The 21063-nt window shown below is 57.6% G+C and carries 19 protein-coding genes, 4 tRNA genes and 1 riboswitch; of the genes, 11 read left to right on the top strand and 12 right to left on the bottom strand.

The window, feature by feature from the left end:
* From tuf to LJE63_14960, 5 genes are all read right to left on the bottom strand, one after another.
* A partial coding sequence (tuf, locus tag LJE63_14980) for an elongation factor Tu (GenBank protein MCG6907907.1) occupies nucleotides 1-141 on the bottom strand: 141 nt, incomplete at its 3' end.
* A 105-nt stretch (nucleotides 142-246) separates the two neighbouring features.
* A tRNA-Thr gene (locus LJE63_14975) sits at nucleotides 247-323 on the bottom strand.
* 58 nt (nucleotides 324-381) lie between these two features.
* Nucleotides 382-457 (bottom strand) — tRNA-Gly (locus LJE63_14970).
* 154 nt (nucleotides 458-611) lie between these two features.
* A tRNA-Tyr gene (locus LJE63_14965) sits at nucleotides 612-696 on the bottom strand.
* A gap of 15 nt (nucleotides 697-711) precedes the next feature.
* Nucleotides 712-784, bottom strand: a tRNA-Thr gene (locus LJE63_14960).
* A 528-nt stretch (nucleotides 785-1312) separates the two neighbouring features.
* On the opposite strand from LJE63_14960, the gene LJE63_14955 reads away from it, so the two are divergent.
* The 9 genes from LJE63_14955 (at nucleotide 1313) to LJE63_14915 (ending at nucleotide 10963) form a co-directional block, all read left to right on the top strand.
* On the top strand, nucleotides 1313-3079 hold the full coding sequence (locus LJE63_14955; protein MCG6907906.1) for a LysM peptidoglycan-binding domain-containing protein: 1767 nt from the start codon (nucleotides 1313-1315) through the stop codon (nucleotides 3077-3079).
* Nucleotides 3080-3473: 394 nt separating this feature from the next.
* Nucleotides 3474-3734 (top strand): OadG family protein, encoded by a 261-nt coding sequence (locus LJE63_14950; GenBank protein MCG6907905.1) that lies wholly within the window; start codon nucleotides 3474-3476, stop codon nucleotides 3732-3734.
* 105 nt (nucleotides 3735-3839) lie between these two features.
* Nucleotides 3840-5621: a biotin attachment protein gene (locus tag LJE63_14945; GenBank protein MCG6907904.1), complete on the top strand. Its 1782-nt coding sequence runs from the start codon at nucleotides 3840-3842 to the stop codon at nucleotides 5619-5621.
* 16 nt (nucleotides 5622-5637) lie between these two features.
* Nucleotides 5638-6936 (top strand): sodium ion-translocating decarboxylase subunit beta, encoded by a 1299-nt coding sequence (locus tag LJE63_14940; protein ID MCG6907903.1) that lies wholly within the window; start codon nucleotides 5638-5640, stop codon nucleotides 6934-6936.
* Nucleotides 6937-7015: 79 nt separating this feature from the next.
* Nucleotides 7016-7324, top strand: a complete 309-nt coding sequence (locus LJE63_14935; GenBank protein MCG6907902.1) for an antibiotic biosynthesis monooxygenase — start codon at nucleotides 7016-7018, stop codon at nucleotides 7322-7324.
* A 63-nt stretch (nucleotides 7325-7387) separates the two neighbouring features.
* The gene (locus LJE63_14930; GenBank protein MCG6907901.1) at nucleotides 7388-7792 is read left to right on the top strand and encodes a hotdog fold thioesterase; all 405 of its coding nucleotides are present in this window, start codon (nucleotides 7388-7390) and stop codon (nucleotides 7790-7792) included.
* Nucleotides 7793-8013: 221 nt separating this feature from the next.
* Nucleotides 8014-9747 (top strand): chloride channel protein, encoded by a 1734-nt coding sequence (locus LJE63_14925; GenBank protein ID MCG6907900.1) that lies wholly within the window; start codon nucleotides 8014-8016, stop codon nucleotides 9745-9747.
* A gap of 183 nt (nucleotides 9748-9930) precedes the next feature.
* The gene (locus tag LJE63_14920) at nucleotides 9931-10215 is read left to right on the top strand and encodes an integration host factor subunit alpha (protein MCG6907899.1); all 285 of its coding nucleotides are present in this window, start codon (nucleotides 9931-9933) and stop codon (nucleotides 10213-10215) included.
* Between the two features lie 418 nt (nucleotides 10216-10633).
* Nucleotides 10634-10963, top strand: a complete 330-nt coding sequence (locus LJE63_14915; protein ID MCG6907898.1) for an antibiotic biosynthesis monooxygenase — start codon at nucleotides 10634-10636, stop codon at nucleotides 10961-10963.
* Nucleotides 10964-11366: 403 nt separating this feature from the next.
* Here LJE63_14915 and LJE63_14910 read toward each other — a convergent pair whose 3' ends face one another.
* The 7 genes from LJE63_14910 to LJE63_14880 all read right to left on the bottom strand — a co-directional run bounded on the left by LJE63_14910 (nucleotide 11367) and on the right by LJE63_14880 (nucleotide 19473).
* Complete coding sequence (locus LJE63_14910; protein MCG6907897.1) at nucleotides 11367-12554, bottom strand: MBL fold metallo-hydrolase; 1188 nt, start codon at nucleotides 12552-12554, stop codon at nucleotides 11367-11369.
* Nucleotides 12512-13786, bottom strand: coding sequence for a phosphomethylpyrimidine synthase ThiC (thiC, locus tag LJE63_14905; GenBank protein MCG6907896.1), 1275 nt, complete (start codon nucleotides 13784-13786; stop codon nucleotides 12512-12514). Before thiC ends, LJE63_14910 begins: the two co-directional genes overlap by 43 nt.
* Nucleotides 13783-14811 (bottom strand): thiamine phosphate synthase, encoded by a 1029-nt coding sequence (gene thiE, locus LJE63_14900; GenBank protein MCG6907895.1) that lies wholly within the window; start codon nucleotides 14809-14811, stop codon nucleotides 13783-13785. The genes thiC and thiE overlap by 4 nt, the downstream gene beginning before the upstream one ends.
* Nucleotides 14811-15584 carry a sulfide-dependent adenosine diphosphate thiazole synthase gene (locus LJE63_14895; protein ID MCG6907894.1) on the bottom strand — a complete coding sequence of 258 codons (774 nt, stop codon included), beginning with the start codon at nucleotides 15582-15584 and terminating at the stop codon, nucleotides 14811-14813. The genes thiE and LJE63_14895 overlap by 1 nt, the downstream gene beginning before the upstream one ends.
* Nucleotides 15585-15723: 139 nt before the next feature.
* A riboswitch (TPP riboswitch) is annotated at nucleotides 15724-15816 on the bottom strand.
* 359 nt (nucleotides 15817-16175) lie between these two features.
* Nucleotides 16176-17381 carry a toll/interleukin-1 receptor domain-containing protein gene (locus LJE63_14890; GenBank protein MCG6907893.1) on the bottom strand — a complete coding sequence of 402 codons (1206 nt, stop codon included), beginning with the start codon at nucleotides 17379-17381 and terminating at the stop codon, nucleotides 16176-16178.
* A 140-nt stretch (nucleotides 17382-17521) separates the two neighbouring features.
* The gene (locus tag LJE63_14885; GenBank protein MCG6907892.1) at nucleotides 17522-18940 is read right to left on the bottom strand and encodes an FAD-dependent oxidoreductase; all 1419 of its coding nucleotides are present in this window, start codon (nucleotides 18938-18940) and stop codon (nucleotides 17522-17524) included.
* Between the two features lie 251 nt (nucleotides 18941-19191).
* On the bottom strand, nucleotides 19192-19473 hold the full coding sequence (locus LJE63_14880; GenBank protein ID MCG6907891.1) for a hypothetical protein: 282 nt from the start codon (nucleotides 19471-19473) through the stop codon (nucleotides 19192-19194).
* A 301-nt stretch (nucleotides 19474-19774) separates the two neighbouring features.
* Here LJE63_14880 and LJE63_14875 point away from each other — a divergent pair, with 301 nt between their 5' ends.
* Together LJE63_14875 and LJE63_14870 are read left to right on the top strand one after the other, a co-directional pair.
* Entirely contained in the window at nucleotides 19775-20236 is a 462-nt protein-coding gene (locus tag LJE63_14875; protein ID MCG6907890.1) for a (2Fe-2S)-binding protein, read from the top strand.
* 3 nt (nucleotides 20237-20239) lie between these two features.
* A partial coding sequence (locus LJE63_14870) for a molybdopterin-dependent oxidoreductase (GenBank protein MCG6907889.1) occupies nucleotides 20240-21063 on the top strand: 824 nt, incomplete at its 3' end.

The raw sequence follows: 21063 nt of genomic DNA, 5'->3' as shown, positions 1-21063 counted from the left end.
GAACGGCACGAAATTGGCCAGCCCCCGCAATCCCGAATGCTTGGTGATCGCCGCCGTCAGCGTCGTCTTGCCGTGGTCGATATGACCGATGGTTCCCACATTCACATGCGGCTTGGTGCGCGAAAACTTCTCTTTTGCCATCGTCTGGTCCTCCCCTGCGTTTTTTGAGGCTGTTCAAAAATTCAGCAGTGTCTCCCGCGAGCCGTTCGGTTTCATCGCTGCGGCGTCCCAAAATCCAGGTGGATATGGAGCCCACGACCGGAATTGAACCGGTGAACCTCTTCCTTACCAAGGAAGCGCTCTACCTGCTGAGCTACGTGGGCTTGAGGTTTACGGAGCTGATGCGCTTTGGCCGAATTTGGCTGCCTTGCCGAAAGCAGGTGGAGCGGGAGACGAGGCTCGAACTCGCGACATTCAGCTTGGAAGGCTGAAGCTCTACCAACTGAGCTACTCCCGCCTTGGCCGCACCTGATCGTCCGCCTGCCGGCGCCTGCCTGGGAATACGCCGAAAACGCTGCGGAAAATTCAGCAGCGTTCATGCAGGAAGCCATGTAGTACCAGAGCGATCCATATCACCGGTATGGATCTCCTACATGCAACTCACGTATGGGTGGTGGTGGGGGGAGGATTCGAACCTCCGAAGGCTTCGCCGACAGATTTACAGTCTGTTCCCTTTGGCCACTCGGGAACCCCACCGCGTGCAATTGCTGAAGCCAGCGGAGGGACTCGAACCCCCGACCCACTGATTACAAATCAGTAGCTCTACCAACTGAGCTACGCTGGCTTTGTTTCCAAAAACGTAACCCCTCCCGGTTGAATTTCAAATTTTCGATCAACCGAGAAGAACTTTGCCATTTAACGATCTTTGCAGAATTTAGCAAGCCAAAAAAATTGATTAAAAATTTGAAATAAATCCGGTTAAAAATCAAGTTGGGTTAAATACGCCCATTTTCGATTTTTTTCAAGTTTTTTCTTTTATTTTTTTGTGAAGCAGGGGATTTTTTTCGGCGCCCCCACTTTTCACATACTTTTTAGCAATATTTTCAACATATTTTATTCATGCCGACCCAAAACCGGCGGCTGGCCGAAGGTCCATGACGGAAAGCTTACTACAGTTCCGTATGATTTCAGCCGATTAGAAGAGGAATCTCTGCGTGCTTTTTGGTCCCAGGCGGGAATTTTTAAAATTTTGACTTGAAAATCCAGCCAAAGGGAAATAAGTGATGGACGTTTAACGCTCACTTGCGGCCAATCAGACACAAGAGGAGACCCCATCACAACGTGACACCTCAACATCAGCGGGAGCTCTGCCGTGAAAAAAATCGCCTTTTATGTCAGCTTCTTGCTCTCCTTGATGGCCCTTGCCGGCTGCGGCCATCTGAAACCCGCCGGCCCTGCTGCCGATCACGATCTTGCCATGGCGGCAAACACCGACCTCAAGCCAACCACCGCCGCCGCAAAGGCGCACAATAAAGAGAAAGTGACCACCAGCGCGGCGGCAGCCGACTCCTCTGAAAGCAAGAAAATCCAAACCACCCTGGACGACGCCCTGGACCTCTGTCAGATGGCTCAGGATGCCTGGCAGGAAGGAGAACTGGAAAAGGCCATCGACGCCCTCGATCAGGCCTACGACAATATATTAAAGGTCGAAACCGAAGACAACCCCGTGCTGATCCAGCAGAAGGAAGATCTGCGGTTCATGATTTCCAGGCGGATCCTGGAGATTTATGCCTCCCGCAACATCGTGGTCTCCGGCAGCCACAATGCCATTCCGGTGATTATCAACAGCCATGTGCAGCATGAAATCGACCGGTTCACCAGCGGTGCCGAAAAACAATTTTTTCAGGACGCCTACCGCCGATCGGGACTTTATCGGCCCCACATCGTCGAGGCGTTGAAGGAAGTCGGACTTCCCGAGGAGCTTTCGTGGCTTCCTCTTATCGAGAGCGGCTACAAGGTGGGCGCCCTGTCCAGGGCGCGCGCGCTGGGTCTCTGGCAGTTCATTCCCTCGACCGGCTACAAGTTCGGCCTCAACCGCGACCGCTATGTGGACCAGCGCATGGACCCCTATCGCTCCACCACCGCCGCCATCGACTACCTCAGGGAGCTGCATCAGATTTTCGGCGACTGGACCACCGTCCTGGCGGCCTACAACTGCGGCGAAGGCCGGGTCCTGCGGGTTATTCGCGATCAGAACGTCAACTACCTGGACAATTTCTGGGATCTCTACGAGCGGCTGCCCCGGGAAACCGCACGCTACGTGCCCCGCTTTCTGGCCACCCTGCATATCGTCAACAACCCCGAAAAATACGGGCTGGACCGCATCCCGACCGATCCCCCCTTGCCATTTGAAAGCGTAACGGTTCACCGTCAGGTGCACCTCCGCGATATCGCCCTTAAAATCGGTGTCAGCGAAAAAGACATGCAGACCCTGAACCCCGAACTGCGGTTCAAGATCCTGCCGCCCGGCAGCTACGCCCTTCGGGTGCCACCCGAAAAAAGCGACCTCCTGCTGGCCGCCATTGACGAGGTGCCGCTTTCGACCCCACCCACTGCAACCTACACCTATGCCTATCACCGGGTGAGATCCGGCGAGAACCTCTCCTCGATTGCCCAACGCTACCGTACCAGCGTCAAAAAAATCATGCGGGCCAACAACCTGCGTAAAAGCCACCACATCGTTGCCGGCAAACGGCTTAAAATCCCGGCAGGAAAGGGAGCGGTAGCGGCATATGGCTCACCCAGGGGAGGCAAACCGAAGGCCACCAGCCATGTGGTGCGAAGGGGCGATTCCCTCTGGAACATTGCAAAACGCTATGACACCACCACCGCCAGCATCCAGAAACTGAACAAACTCACCGGCACCCACCTTTACGTCGGTCAGGTGCTGAAGGTCGGCGATACCAGCCACACCGCCGCCAAGAATCAAAGCGCCCGGACCTACCGCGTCCAAAAGGGGGATACCCCTTTCAAAATCGCCCAGCAAAACAAAATAACCCTGAAGCGCTTCCTGCGACTCAACCAGCTGGACAAAAGCAGCAAGATATTCCCCGGGCAGGTGGTGCTGGTCGAGAACTGACAACTGTTTTTTTCTGCGCCATAATATTTGATAAAGCAGTAAAAAGTCAAAAACCAGACGGTTTCGAAGAAAGTTCAATTTGCGGCGCGCAAATCTCAGCGGCGTGAGGCCTACTTAGGTACGCCGCAGCGACTTCGAGATGCAGCGCAACGCAAAAAGTGGACTTTTTGCGGAACCGTCAACATTTAACCGGCTGCACCCTTCCTTATGCACGCCGCCACCTCGCCAAACAATGAAGCCTCCGCCAAACGCGGGGGCTTTAATTTTTTGACGGCCAGAAGATTACGGGCCTGCCGCGGCCAAATCCGGAATTGACTATTTCAGCGCCTATTGCTAAATTTGTAAACTTATTTTGTTTCTTCACACCATCAACCTAAACCGCTGAACAGGGCTTATGATGATTATCGCCGGTCTCAAACTTGCGCTGCTGGGAATGGCGGTGGTGTTTTTTTTCCTGCTGCTTCTGGTTTTTTGCATCAAAATTTCCTTCCGACTCTTTTCCGCCCTGAACGCCAGGGAACTGGCCGAAATGGAAACCGCCAAGCTGCGCAAAAGAAGACGCCCGCCCGCCATCAAACCGGAGGACGAAGTGCTCGTTGCCGTCATCAGCGCGGCCATCGCCGCCCATCGTGCCCGCAGCCTGCCGGTGAGATAACCGGTGAGATAAAAAAAATCCATTTGAACATAAAGAACCCGACCCCCCCGGTCAGGATTCTTTGCTTTGGCCAATCACAAAAATTTTCCGGAATGGTGAGAGATCATGAAAAAAATTCGTTTTATGGACACTTCCCTGCGCGATGGGTTTCAGTCGGTATTCGGTGCCCGCGCACTGACCGACGATTTCATTCCTGCGGTGGAATCGGCCGTCGATGCCGGCATCGATCATATCGAAGCCGGTGGCGGGGCGCGTTTTCAGGCCCTGTTCATGTACTGCGGCGAATCGGCTTTTGACATGATGGACCGTTTTCGCGCGGCGGCGGGGCCGGGTGCAAGCCTTCAAACCCTGGCCAGGGGAATCAACGTGGTGGCCCTTTCAGCGCAGCCCAGGGACATGATCGACCTGCATGCCCGAATGTTCAAAAAGCACGGCATGACGCACATCCGTAACTTTGATGCGCTCAACGACGTCCGCAACCTCATTTACTCGGGCAAATGCATTGTCAATGCCGGTCTGCACCACCAGGTTTCCGTCACCATGATGGAGCTTCCGCCAGGCTGCTCGGGCGCCCACGACGCGCCGTTTTACATCAAAACCCTACGGGAGATCCTGGACTCGGGGCTGCCTTATGACTCCATCTGTTTCAAGGACGCATCCGGAACGTCCAACCCCAAAAAGTTTTACGAGACCATCAAAGCCGCGCGCAAGCTTCTGGGGGACGATGTGATCATCTGGGCCCACACCCATGAAACCGCCGGCGTGGGCATCACGCAGTACAAAGCGGCCATCGAGGCCGGTGCCGACGGCGTGGACCTGGCGCGCTCCCCCCTCTCCGGCGGGACGTGCCAACCGGATGTGCTCTCCATGTGGCACGCGCTCAAGGGGACGGAATACACCCTGGATATCGATGTCGCCAAGATCATGAAAGCCAACCGGGTTTTGCAGGACTGCCTGCAGGACTATTTCTTTCCCCCCGAATCCCAACGGGTATCCTCTGAAGTCATCCTCTCGCCCATGCCCGGCGGTGCATTGACGGCCAATACCATGATGATGCGGGACACCGGCACCCTCGATCTCTACCCCAAGGTTATCGAGGCCATGTCCGAATGTGTGGCCCGCGGCGGGTTCGGCACCTCGGTCACCCCGGTATCCCAGTTTTACTTCCAGCAGGCCTACGCAAACGTGACCCAGGGGCCGTGGAAAAAAATAACCGACGGATACGGGAAAATGGTGCTGGGCTACTTTGGCCGCACCCCGGTCGCGCCCGACCCGGAGATCGTTCAACTTGCCGAAGCCCAACTGGGCAAGCCGGTGTTCAAAGGGGATCCCTTGGACGAACTTGAGCCGGGCATTCCCAAGGCAAAGAAGATTTTGGAAAAAGAGGGCCTGCCCGTCACGGATGAGAATATTTTCATCGTGGGGGCGCTGGAAACCCCGGGCGGCAACAAGGGGTTGGATTTTCTGAAAGGCAAAAAACCCATCAATGTGCGCAAGGTGACGGCACAAACCGAAAAGGCGGCGCCCGCCGCCCCGTCGCCGGCAATCCCTGCGACGACCGGCCCCACCGACTACACGGTGACCGTGGAAGGCAAAGCCTACCAAGTCACGGTCGAAGCGGCCAGCGGCGAAATTAAAAGCGTGAAACCCCAAGCTGCCGCAAAAGCGGCCAATCTGGTGGATGTCAAGGTCAAGCTGCAGGGCATTGTCTACGAGATCTTTGTGGCGGTCGGCGACCAGGTACGCCAGGGCGACACCCTGATCATTCTGGAAGCGATGAAAATGGAGACCCCGGTGGTCGCCCCCTGCGATGGCACGGTTGCATCCATTGAAGTTGAGAAAGACCAGGTCGTCAAACCCGAACAAGTGGTCGCGACGCTGTCGTAGACCGGGAGGTTCAGGGATGCGCAACAACAAACTGGCCGTCGCTTTCGCGCTGGTCTTTTTTCTGCTGTTCCCCCCTTGCCTGGCACTGGCCGGGGCCCTTTCGCCGCAAGAGCCGCCGGCGCAACAGGAATTGGCCCCCATGGGGGCCATGGTGACCGAGTTCGCAAAATCCACCGGGATTTTCGGCTATCTCAAGCCCGCCTCCGGCCAATGGAGCGAAGGGATTGGCAGCGTTTTGATGGCCGGTGTGGGCTTGCTGATGCTGTTTCTGGCGATTCAAAAAGGCTTTGAGCCGCTGCTGCTGGTCCCCATGGGGTTCGGCTGCATCCTGGCCAACATCCCCCTGGCAGGCATCGCTGAGCCCGGCGGGATTATCGACTACATTTATCAAATCGGCATCAAAACCGGGGCCTTTCCCCTGCTGGTCTTCATGGGTGTGGGCGCCATGACCGATTTCGGTCCCATGCTGGCCAACCCCAAAACCGCGCTTTTGGGCGCCGCCGCCCAATTCGGCATTTTCAGCACCCTCATCGGCGCCCTGCTCCTGACTGAAATTGTTCCCGGGATTTACTTTGACCTCTTTGACGCGGCCTCCATCGGCATCATTGGCGGGGCCGACGGCCCCACGGCCATCTTTCTGGCCAGTCAGCTCTCGCCCGATCTGCTGGGTGCCATTGCAGTGGCGGCCTACTCCTACATGGCCCTGGTCCCCATCATCCAACCCCCCATCATGCGGGCGCTGACCAACCCCGCCGAGCGAAAAATCCGCATGAACCAATTGCGCTACGTCGGCAAGGTGGAAAAGATCGTATTTCCGCTGATCGTCCTCGGATTGTGTGCGCTTTTCCTGCCCTCGGCCGCCCCCCTGATCGGCTTTTTCATGTTCGGCAATCTGATGCGCGAGTGCGGGGTCGTCGAGCGGCTTTCCAAGACGACCCAAAACGCCCTGATCAACATCGTCACCATCTTTCTGGGGCTGGGGGTCGGCTCGCGCCTTTCCGCGGAAAAGTTTTTGAGCCTGGAAACCTTGGGAATTCTGCTTCTGGGGGTGATCGCCTTCAGCATCGGGACCGCGTCGGGTATTTTGATGGCCAAACTCATGAACCGCTTCTCGCGCGATAAAATCAATCCCCTGATCGGCTCCGCCGGGGTATCCGCAGTGCCCATGGCGGCCCGCGTCAGTCAAAAACTCGGGATTGAAGCAGACCCTGAAAACATGCTCTTGATGTTCGCCATGGGGCCCAATGTCGCCGGCGTGATCGGGTCGGCCGTGGCGGCCGGTGTTTTGCTCACACTGAAAAATCTGGTGGTTTAGGGTCGCGCTGAAAAATAAGGGCTGAACCACCCGCAAAAGCTTTCCAATAGTCGTCAAATTCCAGCCACAGGAGGGTAAAATGTCAATACGCGTGCTCATGTTCCGAAGAATGCCCCGTTTGTATGGCGGGATGGAAGCCGATCTGCTGCCCCAACTCGGACCGCTCCTGGCCGAGGCCAGAAAACTGGCTTTCCGCCAACCCGGCTATATTTCGGGTGAAACCATGCGCAACGTGGTTGACCCATACGAGTATCTGGTGATCAGCACCTGGAAATCGGTCGAAGATTGGGAGCGGTGGTTTGCCAACGAGGAGCGGAAGACGGTCGAGGGCAAGATCGACGCCGTTTTGGGCGCGGCCACCGAATACAGGGTTTATTCCTACGATTAGGGTGGCAACCCCGCGCCCTGCCGCCTGGTTGTCCCGCCGCTGGGAAGGAAATAGGAGCCATTCATGGGGGACCTGCACCAATTTTTCCAGAGAGACCGGTTTGCAAACAGCGTCGGCATTGAATTGCTCGACGTCTCCGCGGGCAGCGCCCGGGCCAGGATGAAGATCCGGGAAGACCACCTGAACGCGGTCAACATCGTGCACGGCGCCGCTATTTTCGCACTGGCGGACTTGGCATTTGCCGTGGCCTCCAACTCCCATGGCAACGTAGCAGTGGCCGTCAACGCCAACATCTCGTTTCTCAAGGCCGCCGGTCAAGGAACCCGGGCCCTTTTCGCCGAGGCGCGGGAAGTTTCCAGAAATTTCAAGCTTGCCTCCTATACCGTCCGGGTCACCGACGACCAGGACGACCTGATTGCCATTTTCCAGGGAATGGTCTATCGGAAAAAGGACCGAATCCTTTCATGAGATTTCGATAGCCTCCGGGTCCAAAACCCCGCTGGGGCAAAGCCTCGGACCATCGCTGACGCCATCGATCCGGCCTGCGCCCTTTCTTGACCCGGGTGCCCCATGCCGCCCCCATCCCTTTTGCCCCCGCCGAAGTTGACGCCACCACGGGACTTTTCTATGCTGCCAGGGTATTTTAAACCGGGCTCCAGATTTCAGGCCTCAGGGGAGATCGCGCTCAATTGAAATCCCAAAGAGTCAAGCATCTCTATTTCCTGGCCTTCTCAGTCGCCATCGGCATGTTGTCAGCCACCGGTGCGCTCCTGTTCCGATGGCTGATCATGTTGTTTCAGGATATTATTTGGGCCCCGGGCCCCACCTTCCTGCACCAGGTGCTGCAATCCCCCCACTGGCAGCGCTTGTTGGTTCCCACGGCGGGCGGACTGCTGGCCGGCATCGCCATTTTCCGCTGGGTGCCCGAGGCGCGGGGGCCCGGAGTGGCGGAGGTGATCGTGGCGGTGACCCGTCGGGAAAGCGTCATCCGGCACCGGGTGACCTTCCTGAAAGCGCTGATCACCAGCCTGTTGATCGGCAGCGGCGCCTCGGTGGGCCGCGAAGGCCCCATTGCCCAGATCGGTGCCTCGGTGGGCTCCTCCATGGGACAACTGCTGCGCCTGGATCCCGATATGAGAAGGGTCTGCTTGGCATCCGGGGCGGCCGCCGGCATCGCCGCCACCTTCAACGCGCCGATAACCGGCACCCTTTTCGCCCTCGAAATCATTCTGCTGGACATCGAGGTGGCCTACATCAGCCACATCGTCGTATCCGCGGTGACCGGCTCGGTGCTGTCGCGCATCTTCATCGGGGAGTTCCCCACCTTTCAGTCCGCTCCCTTTCAAATGGCCCATTACTGGGAGCTGCTGGCCTATCTGGGCCTGGGCCTGCTTGCGGGTGTGATGGCCATCGCCTTCATGCGACTGATCGCCCTCACCGAAGGGTGCCTCCAAAGGCTGGCACTGCCCGTCTGGAGCCGGCCGGCGGCGGGGGGGCTGTTGCTGGGGGGGATTGCCCTTTTTTTCCCCCAGGTCATGGGGGTCGGCTACGATATCGTCAATGCGGCCTTGGCCGGCAGCCTGGGATTGAAGCTGGCCGTGGTTTTGCTGGCGGCAAAAATGGCCGCCACCGCCTTTTGCACCGGGTCGGGGATGAGCGGCGGCATCTTCGCCCCGTCACTGGTCTTGGGGGCCACACTGGGAACGGCCTGCGCCCTGGGTGCCGATCTGATCTGGCCCTCATTGGGCTTGAATCCCACCAGCTATGCCCTCGCCGGCATGGGGGCGATGGTGGCCGGAACCACCCTGGCGCCGATCACCGCCATCCTGACCATCTTCGAACTGACCTACTCCTATGAGACCATTCTGCCCCTGATGGTGGCCTGCATCGCCAGCGCAACCGTTGTGCGGATGCTCTTCGGCTACTCAGTTTATGAGATGAGCTTGCTCCGCCGCGGGGCCAACATCGTCCGCGGCCACGATGTCGGGATCCTGCGCGGCCTCCGGGTTCGTGACTTCATGGAGCGCGAGTTTGAATCGGTGTTAAACACCACCCCCCTGATGGCAGTCGTAACGTGCATCACGCAATCGCCCTATCCACACTTCGTAGTTCTCGACCCGCAGGGCGAAATGGTCGGTGTGCTTTCGCTGCGCGATCTCCAGGGAGCGATGGAGCGGCTCGAAGCGCTCGAAGGCCTGGTGATCGCCGCCGATCTCATGACCGCCGAGGTCCTCACCCTCACCACCGATGACAACCTGGAGAAGGCGCTCTACATCTTTGAAAAGCACCGGATCTCCTTCATCCCGGTCACCGAACCGTTCAACCCCCGGTTGGTGCGCGGCATTTTGAAAAAAGACGACCTGCTCCAGGCTTACACCCAAAAGGTCCTCAAGGACCGCCTGCTGTCCTCGCCGGTGCGCTGAACCCCCTTGCGTTGGGCCGTGGTTTCAAAGGGGAGAACACCGATGCCGCAAGCTGCAACGAATCCTTTTCCGAAGCAAATTTTCAAACAATACCAATTCCTTGACATAAAAGGGAATTGATGCGATCACTGTACCGTCTCAACCCCCTCTGCCCATATCTGAACATACGGAGCCCCCACCCTTATGGCCCTGACGAAAAACGACATCGTCGAACAGCTTCAGACCGAACTTGGATTTCCCAAGCGAAAATCCATTGAGATCACTGAATCTCTGCTTGAGATCATCAAAGCGGCCCTGGAGTCCGGTGATGATGTTCTGGTTACCGGCTTCGGCAAATTTTGCGTCAAAGAGAAGAATCAGCGCAAAGGACGCAACCCGATGACTGGCGAAGACGTGATCCTGCCGGCAAGACGCGTGGTGACCTTCAAATATTCCGGCAAGTTGCGAAAAAAGGTAAACGACGGATAGCGATGATCTTGCGCCTGTCTTGGGAGTGCCATCGGCCGTCTCGATCCCATCCACGGTGTATTCTTCGGGGCCAGGCAGGCAACACGGACCAAAGCTGACGGTTCCGCAAAAAGCCCAACTTCTGCGTTGCGCTGCATCTCGAAGTCGCTGCGGCGTAATCAAATACGCCTCACTCCTCGAAATTTGCGCGCCGTAAATTGAACTTTTTTCGAAACCGTCTGGTTTTTCACTTTTTACCGGTCCATCAAAGCTCACGCTCACCGCTGGCGCGGCCTTGGCCGATAAAGCCGTCCGCCCGGTTCCGACCGGCCGGGCCTTACAAATTCCTCGTGGGGGGAGGAACACCAACCAGTATTTCTGACAGAAAGCGATGGTCACGCAAACTGCATCATCGGTCACTTTTTAAAGGGAGGGTATCATGGCGATTTCGGTTATGATCCAGCGCAAATTCAAAGAGACCCAAAAAGCGGCCCAACTGGCGCCCCTGATCGTCAAGCTCCGGTCCCTGGCCACGATCCAGCCGGGTTACCTTACCGGCAGGACCTTTCGCTGCCTGGACTGCCCCGGTGAATACATGGTGATCAGCACTTGGAACAGCCTCGAGGACTGGAACCGCTGGTTTAAGAGCGAACAACGCGTGGCGCTTCAAAAACAGGTGGACGAGCTGCTGGGGGAGGAAACGCAGTACCGGATCTACGAACCCCTGGTCGGCGGAATTATCCCCCAGTTTCAGGTTGCGGCAGAGTGACGCCTTCGCAAGCGTCCAACAGGGATACCCGCTTCACCCTCGTCCAAAGATAGCGGGCAGCCCCCCCTCGATCCTGCTGTTCAGAAACGGGATGGCGGTGTTGTGCCGGTTGAATCTACGACCTGTGCCGAGTCAACCCCGCCTGGGGATGGGCGTCACCCACGTCCCATTGCCGCGCGCAGCCGGGTGCCCAAACGGCGCGGGGTTTGTGGGGGCCACTTCCCATGCTGTGAAAATTTGAATTCAGGGTCGCGGCAAGAAATAATGCCACAATATGGCGAAGGATTTTGGTTTGTCATCAAGGCACATCCGCCGGCGCATATCGAGATATGTGCCGGCGGATGTAACGCCGAGGACGGGCCAAAAGACCAGTAAGATGTGGAATTATTTTTTGCCGAGGCCCTTATATCACAATCTCCTGCCCCACCCGGATATCCACATACGCATTCCCGAACGCCTGCCGAAACTGGTCCAGACTCCAGTCGGAGCTGTCGTGGGACGAGAGGGCGACGATTTTCGGTGACACTTTTTTGATTGCCGCGATGGCATTGTGAACGTCGTTTTCGCGGATGCTCCACCAGGGAGGATTGTCGGAGCCCACCAGCCGTTGGATATTGACGGGACCGAGCATGATCCTCCCACCGTTCACCGGGAAGTGCAGCCCCCCGATTATCCCATAAATGGGCGCATCAAAAAGCACCAAAGTCCGTTCGATGATCCGTTCGATGGTTTGGTGCCCGCATCCGACGATCAGCACAATGCCCTTGCCTTCAACGTTGATTGCCAGCGCATTTTCCAGGGTGCGCCCCATGAGAAATAAAAATCGGTGGATGATACCGATGCTGACGATGCCGGGTTTTATCACCACCGGGTCAGTGATGACATGGGTTTGGGGGCCGGGGTTCCAATGGGAGGCCGCGATCGGAACCGGCGCGTAAACCGGAATTGCGGAAAGTGCCACCGGGCCCTGGGACAGGCTGAAGGTTTTTTGCTTTTGATCCGCCATGCCGCCCAAATGGTCCAGGTGCGCGTGGCTGATAAAAATCAGGTCAATTTCAGACGTCGACACCCCAAGGGTTGCCATATTCTGCAGCAGGGGGGACGGGTGCTCTTTTTTGGCGTTAAGCCCCACATCCATCAAAATCGTGGTGTCATCCGTTCGAATCAAATAGGACACCCCGGCTTCGGTTTTCAGATCCGGGCGAACCGCGTAAAAATCGATAAGCGGAAGCACCGCAAGACTTTTGACAACGCCGGGTGCCGTCAACGGTTTGATTTCCATTTTCGCCCGGTCCTCTGCGGCCTTCTCTCTGCCTTTTTTCAGCTCAACGGTTTTTTCAGCGACAAACAGGGCGCCAAGGGCCACGATGCCTAAAAAAGCGTATAATATGATCATCTTGGGATTCTCCCTGTTGCTGCTGGCTTGGTTCGACCGAACGCGGGGGCAATTCACATCAACGGCAATGGGTGCAGGAAAACGCCGCGGGCCAATTAGCCTCTTATCGAGGGACCGCCGAGGAAAGCAACCGGAATTTGCAACTGACCGGTTTAGAATTGCTGCAGGCGCTTGATGGCGCAGAATTCCCCGCACATGGTGCACACGTCCTGATCGCCTATGGCGCTGGCGTCGCGATAGGCCCTGGCCTTGGCGGGGTGGATGGCAAGCGCGATCTGTTCTTCCCAGTCCAATGCCTTCCTGGCCCGGGACATGGCCCGGTCCCGTTCCCAGGCGGCGGGCAGGCCCTTGGCCAGGTCGGCGGCGTGGGCCGCGATGCGCGAGGCGATAACGCCTTCGACCACATCCGCCGCCGTCGGCAGCCGCAGGTGCTCGGCAGGCGTGACGTAGCAGAGGAAATCGGCCCCGTTCATGGCCGCCAGGGCGCCGCCGATGGCCCCGGCGATGTGGTCGTAACCCGCGGCGATATCGGTCACCAGGGGGCCGAGGATATAAAACGGCGCCCCGGCACACACCGTTTTTTCAAGCCGCATCTGATCGGCCACCTGATTCAGGGGCACGTGCCCCGGGCCCTCGACGATCACCTGAACGCCCTTGGCCCAGGCCCGCTCGGTGAGTTCCCCCAAGACCAGCAGTTCACTCACCTGGGCCCGGTCGCCGGCGTCCGCCACCGCGCCCGGCCGCATGCCGTCGCCCAGGGAGAGGGTCACATCGAAGGCGGCCAGAATGTCGAGAATTTCGTCGTAGTATTCGAAAAGCGGCGACTCCTTGCGGTTACAGCGCATCCAGGCCACCAGCATCGCCCCGCCCCGGCTGACCACGTCCAGCGTGCGGCCCTGGCGCTCCATGGCGCTTAGCGACTGACGGGTCACACCACAGTGGATGGTCATGAAATCGACGCCCTCCTCGGCCTGGGAACGCACCGTTTTGAGAAAGTCGGCGATGGTCATCTCGGTCACATCCCGCCGGGCCGCGGAGAGCTCGAAGGCGCTCTGGTAGAGGGGAACGGTTCCCACCATGACTTCCGCGCGCTCCAGAATCGCCTTGCGGATCCGCAGCTGATCGGCCCCCAGGGAGAGATCCATCACCGCATCGGCGCCACTTTCCTGCGCGGCGGCGAGTTTTCCCAGTTCCTCATCCGGATCTGAACGCAGCGGTGAGGCGCCGATGTTGGCGTTGACCTTGGTGCGCGTCCCCTGCCCCACGGCGCGGATGTGGGGATAGTTGCGGTTGACGTTTTTGGGGATCACGACGCGGCCCGCGGCAAGCCCCTCCCGGATCGCCTCGGGCGCAAGCCCCTCGTGGAGCGCCGCGGCCCGCATCTCATCGCTGATGATCCCGCGCTCGGCTTGCTGTTTGCGTGTCATACGGCCTCCAGAACCAAACGGTTGATGGCGGTCATGGCCGCCAGGGGATTGTCGGCCTGGCTGACGGCACTGATTACGGCCACATTGCGGCAGCTGCCAAGATCGAGCTCCGCGATACGCGCTGCCGTCAGGCCGCCAATGGCGACAATCGGATGACGGCTGACGGCCGCAGCGACGCCCAGCTGCCCAGGGCCCACCACCGGATCGGGGTCGGCCTTGGAGGGGGTGCCATACAGTGGACCGAAGCCGATGTAGTCCACCGGTTCCTTGTTGGCGCCATGCACCTGGTCGAGGTTGTGGGTGGAGAGACCCAGAAGTTTGTCAGGTCCGATGAGGCGACGCACCGCCAGGGGCGGAAGGTCCTGCTGACCCAGGTGAAGGCCGTCGGCATCGGCCATCAGGGCAATGTCGGGCCGGTCGTTGACGATGAAGCAGGTTTGACTGCCAGCGGTGATGCGCCGCATTGTTAGAGCCACAGAGAGAAATTCCCGGTCGTCGTCTCCTTTGTAGCGCAGCTGGACTGCGGGCAGCTCCGCCTGCAGCGCCCATTCGGTAAGTCTTTCATAGCCGTCACGCGGGTCGGTGAGCACCAGGTAGAGGCCGCGGGCGAGCGATTTTGCTGAAAAGCGCAAAAGGGTCAACCGCTCGGCCTCGTAAACGTCGTAGCGCAGGCGTTTCATCTCGGCTGCGGTTTGGCCCTCCCGGAGCTTTAACAGCTCCTCCAGGCTGCGAAGGCCCTCCTGGGCGCGCTTGAAGTTGGCGCGCAGCAGGGTTTGCAGGTCCCGGCGCTGGTATTCCAATTCTCCCGGTGCGTCAAAACCCACGTCTTTTTTGGGCCGGCGACTGCCCACATAGGGCTCTCCCGGCGCTGCGGCTGCCAGTCGGTGGCGCAGCGCCTTGACGCGCGCCTGCAAGGGGCCGTCGTCCAGGCAGTAGCGCAGGATGTCCTCGACCACGCGCAAGCCCTCAGCGACCCGGTTTAGGTTGGCATCGATGGCCCGCAGGTTGGCGGCGTCAGCTTCCATCACGAGAGCCTCCCGATGAGTTCCCGGGCCACCTTGCGGCCCGAAAGCAGCATCCCGCCGAAGACCGGCCCCATGCGATAGCCGCCGCAAACAGCATTTGCGGCCATGCCGCTGACATAGAGGCCCGGGTAGACTTCCCGGGAGTTGTCCACCGTATCGCGTTCGCCGCTTTCGGCCGCCATCGATTTTTCACCCACCATGGCGCCGGTGGCGGTGTCGAGACTGACACCCATCTTACGGACCAGAACGGAAGTGACATTGGCCGGGTGACCCGTGGCATCCAGCACGAAAGTGGCGTGTACGGTAAGGGGGTCCACATGCCATTGCAGGGTCTCCACCGCGCCCCAGTTGATCACCAGACCCGCAACCCGCCGGTCTTTGACCACGACGTCCTCCATACTGACGAGGTTGAAGATCTTGAGGTTGGCGCATATGGCCTTGTGCACCAGGCCCGAGGCCAGGTAGACCGAGTCCACGGTGCAGTAGCCCGGGCTGCTGGGCTGGGCCGCCAACCCCATTTCGTCGAGGACCTCCCTGCCCTCCTCCTGAACCACGACTTCGTTGAACATCATACCGCCGCCCCACACGCCGCCGCCGATGGAGAGCCGGCGATCGAACAGTGCTGTTTTTTTCCCGGCAGCGGCCAGGTAATAGCCGGCCACCAGGCCCGAGGGGCCGCCGCCGACAATGGCGACGTCCAGCTGCAGTGCGGCGCTGAATTTCCTGAGATAGGCATCGATGATGGCCCGGCTGATGATAACTTCGTCTAGCATACGAACCTCCCTGCGTGTGGTGGGTCGGGTGTGACCCTGATCGTGGAAAAAATGAATGCGCCTTATGGCCTGCAGGGAAGTGGAAGGAGGGGCCAAAAAACAAAAAGCCGTTTCCAACAGCAGGAAACGGCTAAGAGATCGATCGTCCGCTTGAGCTCCCTTCGCCGGTATTACCCGGATCAGGTTCAAAGGGTGTCATCTCAGGCCCTTCGGGCCACCCCTGCTGTGAATTTTAGACTAACGGCTGGGCTGACAGCTTGTCAAGGCAAAAAATGGAGCGCGCCGCGGCATGCCACATGCCCGCCCATGACCGGCACCAACGGGGACTAATGCACGTTTTTCCAGTCCGAGGCAAGTAATGATGAAGCGGTAAAAAGTGAAAAAACCAGACAGTTTCGTAAAAAAGCCAAGTTACGGCGCGCAAATCTCGAGGAGTGAGGTCTACTTATGTACGCCGCAACGACTTCGAGATGCAGCGCAATGCAGAGATTGGGCTTTTTGCGGAACCGTCAAACAACGGGAGCAGGGCCGACCCGTGACCGGACCGCCGGGCATTCACTGCCAGCGAGTGGCCTAAGCACCGTTCCGCGTTCACGCGCCGGTGGATCGCTGCGGAAATCGAACGCCATTGGCGGCAAAGAAAAGCGTCGAAACCAAACACGTGAAAACGCTTGACGTCAATACCACCGGCAGCGCTTCGTCGTAAATCCCGAGCCGCTCAAAGACGTGATAAACTACCGGAAAAGTCGGCTGAATGAAAATCAGGGCAAGCACAACCACCACTGCAAAATGACCCGCAGCCTGTGCCAAGGTCGGCCGCCTGGAGAATAGTCCCGTGCTGAAATCCGCTCTGCGGCTCTCGATGTAGAAGAACAGGTAGGTCAGAAGCGTCCCGATTATGGATGCGATCGTCGGGACGTAGTCGTTGATCAGATCGAAAAATGGCCCGGAATACCTTCCGCTGACGCCGTTGAAAATGTAGAAGAAAGAGGTGACGAAGACGACCGCCAGCAAAACGATCTCACCCGTGTAACCCACAAGCTGCCCGCGGGTCAGCCGAGGGATCAAAAATCGCTTCTCGGCAACCAGCAACCACGGCCCTTCCCCACCACTGATAACGGTCCTGCGAGGTGGGGAACCGGTCTTTTTCGCTTCGGCAGCCAAGATTTCGTCGATTTCCTCGGCGACGATCGCCAGCAGGTCGTGCCGCTTCCGAAAGCCCTGTAAAATGTCAACGACATCCGGCCTTTCGTCCTCCTCCTTGAGCTTTTCGCGCAGCTTTACCAACAATGCCGTTTGCGATTCGAAAGGCAGGGCGCCCTCGGTCTCGGCAAGCTCCCGCAGCTCGACCAGATAAGACGCAGGCAGTGCAGGTTCGGGGGGAAGCGGGTCCGGCAGGCGGGGGGATTTCGGAATTTCGGCGAGGGCCTTTGCCAAGGCGAACACCACGGCCTTGTCCGCCGTCCGGTAATCCAGCAACTGCAGGGCCTGGATGGCCGCAGGCAAGCTTTCCACCCTCGGCCCGTCCGCGGTCCGAACGGGTAGGATGGGCTTGCCCAAGGCCAAGGCGTACTTCAGCTCCCTCTGACACGCCTGTGAACTGATGGAGGCGGCTGATGCCACATACACGAAGACATCAGCCTCCCTGATTCTGCGCAGGATCTCCTTCCACCATTCCATCCCCCCGGACAACTCCTTGTCCATCCATGCGTTATGCCCCAGCCCCTGAAGGTCGCCAAACAGTTCGCCAACCTGATCCTGATCAGCGCGGGAGTAACTGATGAAAATGGGCCTCATGGGCTTTCCTCCGTGTTATTGCCTGCACCCTGCGCATCCAGCCTGGGCAGGCCTTGCCCCTGCATGGGCACGCGCAGGCGGGTTCCCGCCACAGTGGTCTACGATCCTGCCTTTCGACCACACAATTGGGTCCGATTTTATCACGGCGATGAAATCGTTATCTTTTTGCCGACAAAGTTTCTTTCCACCAGATCTTTGGAATATTGCACGATCCCTTCAATATAATCGAAGTCAAACAAGCCGCCCACAAAATAGGTTCTGTTTTTCCCCTGGATGCTTTCCCACCGATCGTAGTAGCCGTCACGAAAATCTTCTGGGTCCACGTGTCGGAAATAGTGCCATACATCGTATGAGTGCCAATCATCTTCGTAGCGTATCCTGCCACCGAGGGCTTGGACATATTTGGCGATCTGCTCTTTAAGGCGGGCTTCATCTTCCGGGGTCGGATCCTTTGTTGGCAGGTATGCGTAGAAAATCATCAATTCATTATCTATGTGCTGTTGCAAAATTGCCAAAGGTTGGCCAACCGGCGGTGGCGGGAGGACAAGGACAACGCGCTCCTTTAAGGGCTCCCCTTCGATTTCAAAGGTTGTGACGGCGTAAGGGTTGAATTTGAGTTTGGCGGCCAGGTTTTCTTCTTCCTCAGTGAGATCCATAAATTCTTTGAATTCTTCCGACAAAAAAGGGCTCGCCAGAATGAGATAATCGTACTGCACCTCGACGTTATCGTGAATAACCTGCTTGTTGATCAGTTGAGCCGGGTAGGAGTAAGTGACGGTGATGCCCTTTTCGTTTCGTTCTATTCGCTTTACTTTGCAGTTCAAACGGACGTTAAGCTCCCATGAAACTCTCTCCCAGAAACGTTGAAAACCGAATTCGAAATTTTTAAGCAGAAGGAAAGATGGAAAAAAACGTGCAATTTTTTGTGAACTGACTATCCCTGCAATAACGGTCATCGGGCTGAGATATCTCAACACATAAGGCGCCGCAATCTCGTTGATTTTTCCATAGCCGAAGGTGGTTAAAGGGATTTCAAACAATCGCGTGAGAGCCTCTAAACCGTTTTCTCCCAGCCACTGCGAAAAAGGCACGCACAACTCCCTATGCGCGGCAATGCCTTTCCAACCAGGGCGGTCAATAACATGGTGAAGGCGCCACCGTTTCCACAGGTAACGCGCACCCCGCAAGAGGAACCTCATTTTAGCCCGGAGGGTTGCACCTCCCGCAAGATAGGTAAAAAGATCGTGATACACATCACCGCAATCCTTACTGGAAAGCGACATGGCCGTCGCGCCCCAGACAGCAGTTAGCTTCATTCCCACCTTTTTTGCAATTTTATGAAGCTCGCGATAGGAAGGCGGAACGATCACGGCACCAAGTTCAAATGACTGGTAATCCTCAGTTGCCGAGCAGCAAAGCCCACCGACTCTTCCCAACCGCTCCATGACCGTTACGTTCTTGAAGCCATGAGATTTAAGATAGTAGGCGGTGGATAGGCCAGCCGGCCCAGCGCCGATGATTAAAATGGATGCCCTCCTATCGACCTGGTTTCGATTCATTTCATCCTCCGTCCCGATAAAGAGAGTTTAGGGTCGCGGCAATAAATAATTCCACAATATGGCGCCGGATTTTGGTTCGTCACCAAGGCATATTCACCGGTCCATATCGGGATATGTGCCGGCGGATGTAACGCCGGTGACGAGCCAAAAGACAATCAAGATGTGGAATTATTTCTTGCCGAGGCCCTTACATCGGCGGTCGGTTCATGGCCTTACTATTTCCTAAAGGGCGACGGATGCGCCGGGTCGCCCTAACGAAAGGCCCGGACCCCGAACCAGACCGAGATGATCGAGATGGTCGGCCAAATCACCAGCAGATCGACCCGGATGTTGGCATCGGGCGTGCGGGTGACCACCAGCCACTCCCAGGCTGAATAAACCGCCCAGGCAGCGGCCACCACCAGCAGGGCCCGCGGGTGACGCTCCGACCGGATGCCGGTGAGCCGGATGAGAAAGTGGCTCGCCAGGCAGACGACGGCGATCGCAAGAATATTGAGGGGCTTACCGACCAAAAGCGATGCAAGCAGTTCCATTCGTCACCCCTGCCAGTGGAAAAACCGCCACGATCGGATGATATCACCATACTCGCGGTCCAGCGGATGGCTTAGTGTCGAACGAGACAACCGGAATAGGCCAAAAATTTCCTCTTGTGCTCCGGCAAGGTTACGGATAGTTTTCCAAGACTTGAGACACCACACCGAATGGGCGCGCGGACTACAATAACATTCTACATATATAAGAGAGATGTCCGGAAAAATAAAGATCGAGAAAGATAGGCTCCCATAGCCGGCGCATTCTTAATCGTGAACGAAGTCACCAAATAAAGGAGGTAGCATGTTTACATTAACTGTGAACGGTATGGAAAAGCAGGTCGATGTGGACCCGGAAACTCCTTTGTTGTGGGTCCTGCGGGACAACCTGGGGATTACCAGCGTGAAATATGCTTGCGGAATTGCCGAATGCGGCATTTGCACGGTTCTCATTAACGGTGAGGCCCAGCGTTCCTGTGTGGTCACTGTAGAAGACGTCCAGGGAAGTGACATCACGACCATCGAGGGTTTACCAGACAATCATCCGGTGAAGGTTGCCTGGATCGAAAAGCAGGTGCCCCAGTGCGGATATTGCCAGCCCGGCATTATTCTGCAGACGGTTGATTTTCTATCCCGGGTACCCAATCCGTCCGAGGCGCAGATCAACGAAGCCATGGATAACGTCATCTGCCGATGCGGCTCACATCCAAGGATTAAACAGGCGATCACACTGGCTGCCGAAATGACCGCTAAACAGGGAGGCTAAACCATGCAAACCGATATGACGAGAAGATCTTTTTTAAAGAAAAGCAGTCTGGTGATTGCCGTAAGCGCCTTTTCAAGCCCTTTAACCCTGTTTAATGCATCTTCGGCAAGGGGCGCTTCAGAACTGCCATTTAAACCCCACGCGTTTCTGGAGATTGCAACCGATGATACGATCACGGTTTGGGTGGGCCAGACCAACCTCGGCCAGGGAACCCATACCGGTATTCCCATGGTTATCGCCGACGAACTGGATGCGGCCTGGGGAAAGGTGCAGGTCAAAATGGCGCTTGCGGCAGAGCCGTTTAAAAGCCCTGTATGGCATGTGCAAGCAACCGGCGGAAGCAGCAGTATTCGCCATCGATGGGATCTGCTCCGCAAGGTGGGCGCCGCCGCCCGATGGATGCTGGTTGAAGCGGCAGCTGAGCAATGGGGGATTCCCGGGGAAAAATGTGTCACCCGGAACGGGAAAGTCCTTCATCCAGACGGGCGCAGCTTGAGCTTTGGGCAGTTGGCGGAAGCTGCCGGTAAACGGCCGATTCCTGCAGATCCGCCTTTAAAAGAGCCCAAAGATTACCGCATTATCGGTACTCAAAAGGAGCGTTTTGATATCCCGGACAAAGTAATGGGCAAGACCGTTTATGGCATCGATTTCACCCTGCCCGGTATGTGTATTGCCGTTGTGGCCCGGCCGCCCCGTTACGGAGCGTATCTTCAATCCTATGTCGCAGAGGCGGCCATGGCCGTCAAAGGGGTGATCAAAGTGGCACCCCTTGAAAACAGGGTTGCCGTATGCGCGGAAACGACCTACGCCGCCATGCGGGGGCGGAA

This window comes from Desulfobacteraceae bacterium, assembly GCA_022340425.1.
GTDB lineage: Bacteria > Desulfobacterota > Desulfobacteria > Desulfobacterales > JAABRJ01 > JAABRJ01.
This window is presented reverse-complemented; position numbering and strand designations above follow the sequence as displayed.

What these genes read in the sequence shown, in the direction of transcription:
- LJE63_14950 (MCG6907905.1), top strand. Translation starts at nt 3,474, where the DNA reads ATGATGATTATCGCCGGTCTCAAACTTGCGCTGCTGGGAATGGCGGTG.
- LJE63_14940 (MCG6907903.1), top strand. Translation starts at nt 5,638, where the DNA reads ATGCGCAACAACAAACTGGCCGTCGCTTTCGCGCTGGTCTTTTTTCTG.
- LJE63_14930 (MCG6907901.1), top strand. Translation starts at nt 7,388, where the DNA reads ATGGGGGACCTGCACCAATTTTTCCAGAGAGACCGGTTTGCAAACAGC.
- LJE63_14875 (MCG6907890.1), top strand. Translation starts at nt 19,775, where the DNA reads ATGTTTACATTAACTGTGAACGGTATGGAAAAGCAGGTCGATGTGGAC.
- LJE63_14920 (MCG6907899.1), top strand. Translation starts at nt 9,931, where the DNA reads ATGGCCCTGACGAAAAACGACATCGTCGAACAGCTTCAGACCGAACTT.
- LJE63_14935 (MCG6907902.1), top strand. Translation starts at nt 7,016, where the DNA reads ATGTCAATACGCGTGCTCATGTTCCGAAGAATGCCCCGTTTGTATGGC.
- thiE (MCG6907895.1), bottom strand. Translation starts at nt 14,811, where the DNA reads ATGGAAGCTGACGCCGCCAACCTGCGGGCCATCGATGCCAACCTAAAC.
- LJE63_14880 (MCG6907891.1), bottom strand. Translation starts at nt 19,473, where the DNA reads ATGGAACTGCTTGCATCGCTTTTGGTCGGTAAGCCCCTCAATATTCTT.
- LJE63_14945 (MCG6907904.1), top strand. Translation starts at nt 3,840, where the DNA reads ATGAAAAAAATTCGTTTTATGGACACTTCCCTGCGCGATGGGTTTCAG.
- LJE63_14895 (MCG6907894.1), bottom strand. Translation starts at nt 15,584, where the DNA reads ATGCTAGACGAAGTTATCATCAGCCGGGCCATCATCGATGCCTATCTC.
- LJE63_14890 (MCG6907893.1), bottom strand. Translation starts at nt 17,381, where the DNA reads ATGAGGCCCATTTTCATCAGTTACTCCCGCGCTGATCAGGATCAGGTT.
- thiC (MCG6907896.1), bottom strand. Translation starts at nt 13,786, where the DNA reads ATGACACGCAAACAGCAAGCCGAGCGCGGGATCATCAGCGATGAGATG.
- LJE63_14915 (MCG6907898.1), top strand. Translation starts at nt 10,634, where the DNA reads ATGGCGATTTCGGTTATGATCCAGCGCAAATTCAAAGAGACCCAAAAA.
- LJE63_14885 (MCG6907892.1), bottom strand. Translation starts at nt 18,940, where the DNA reads ATGAATCGAAACCAGGTCGATAGGAGGGCATCCATTTTAATCATCGGC.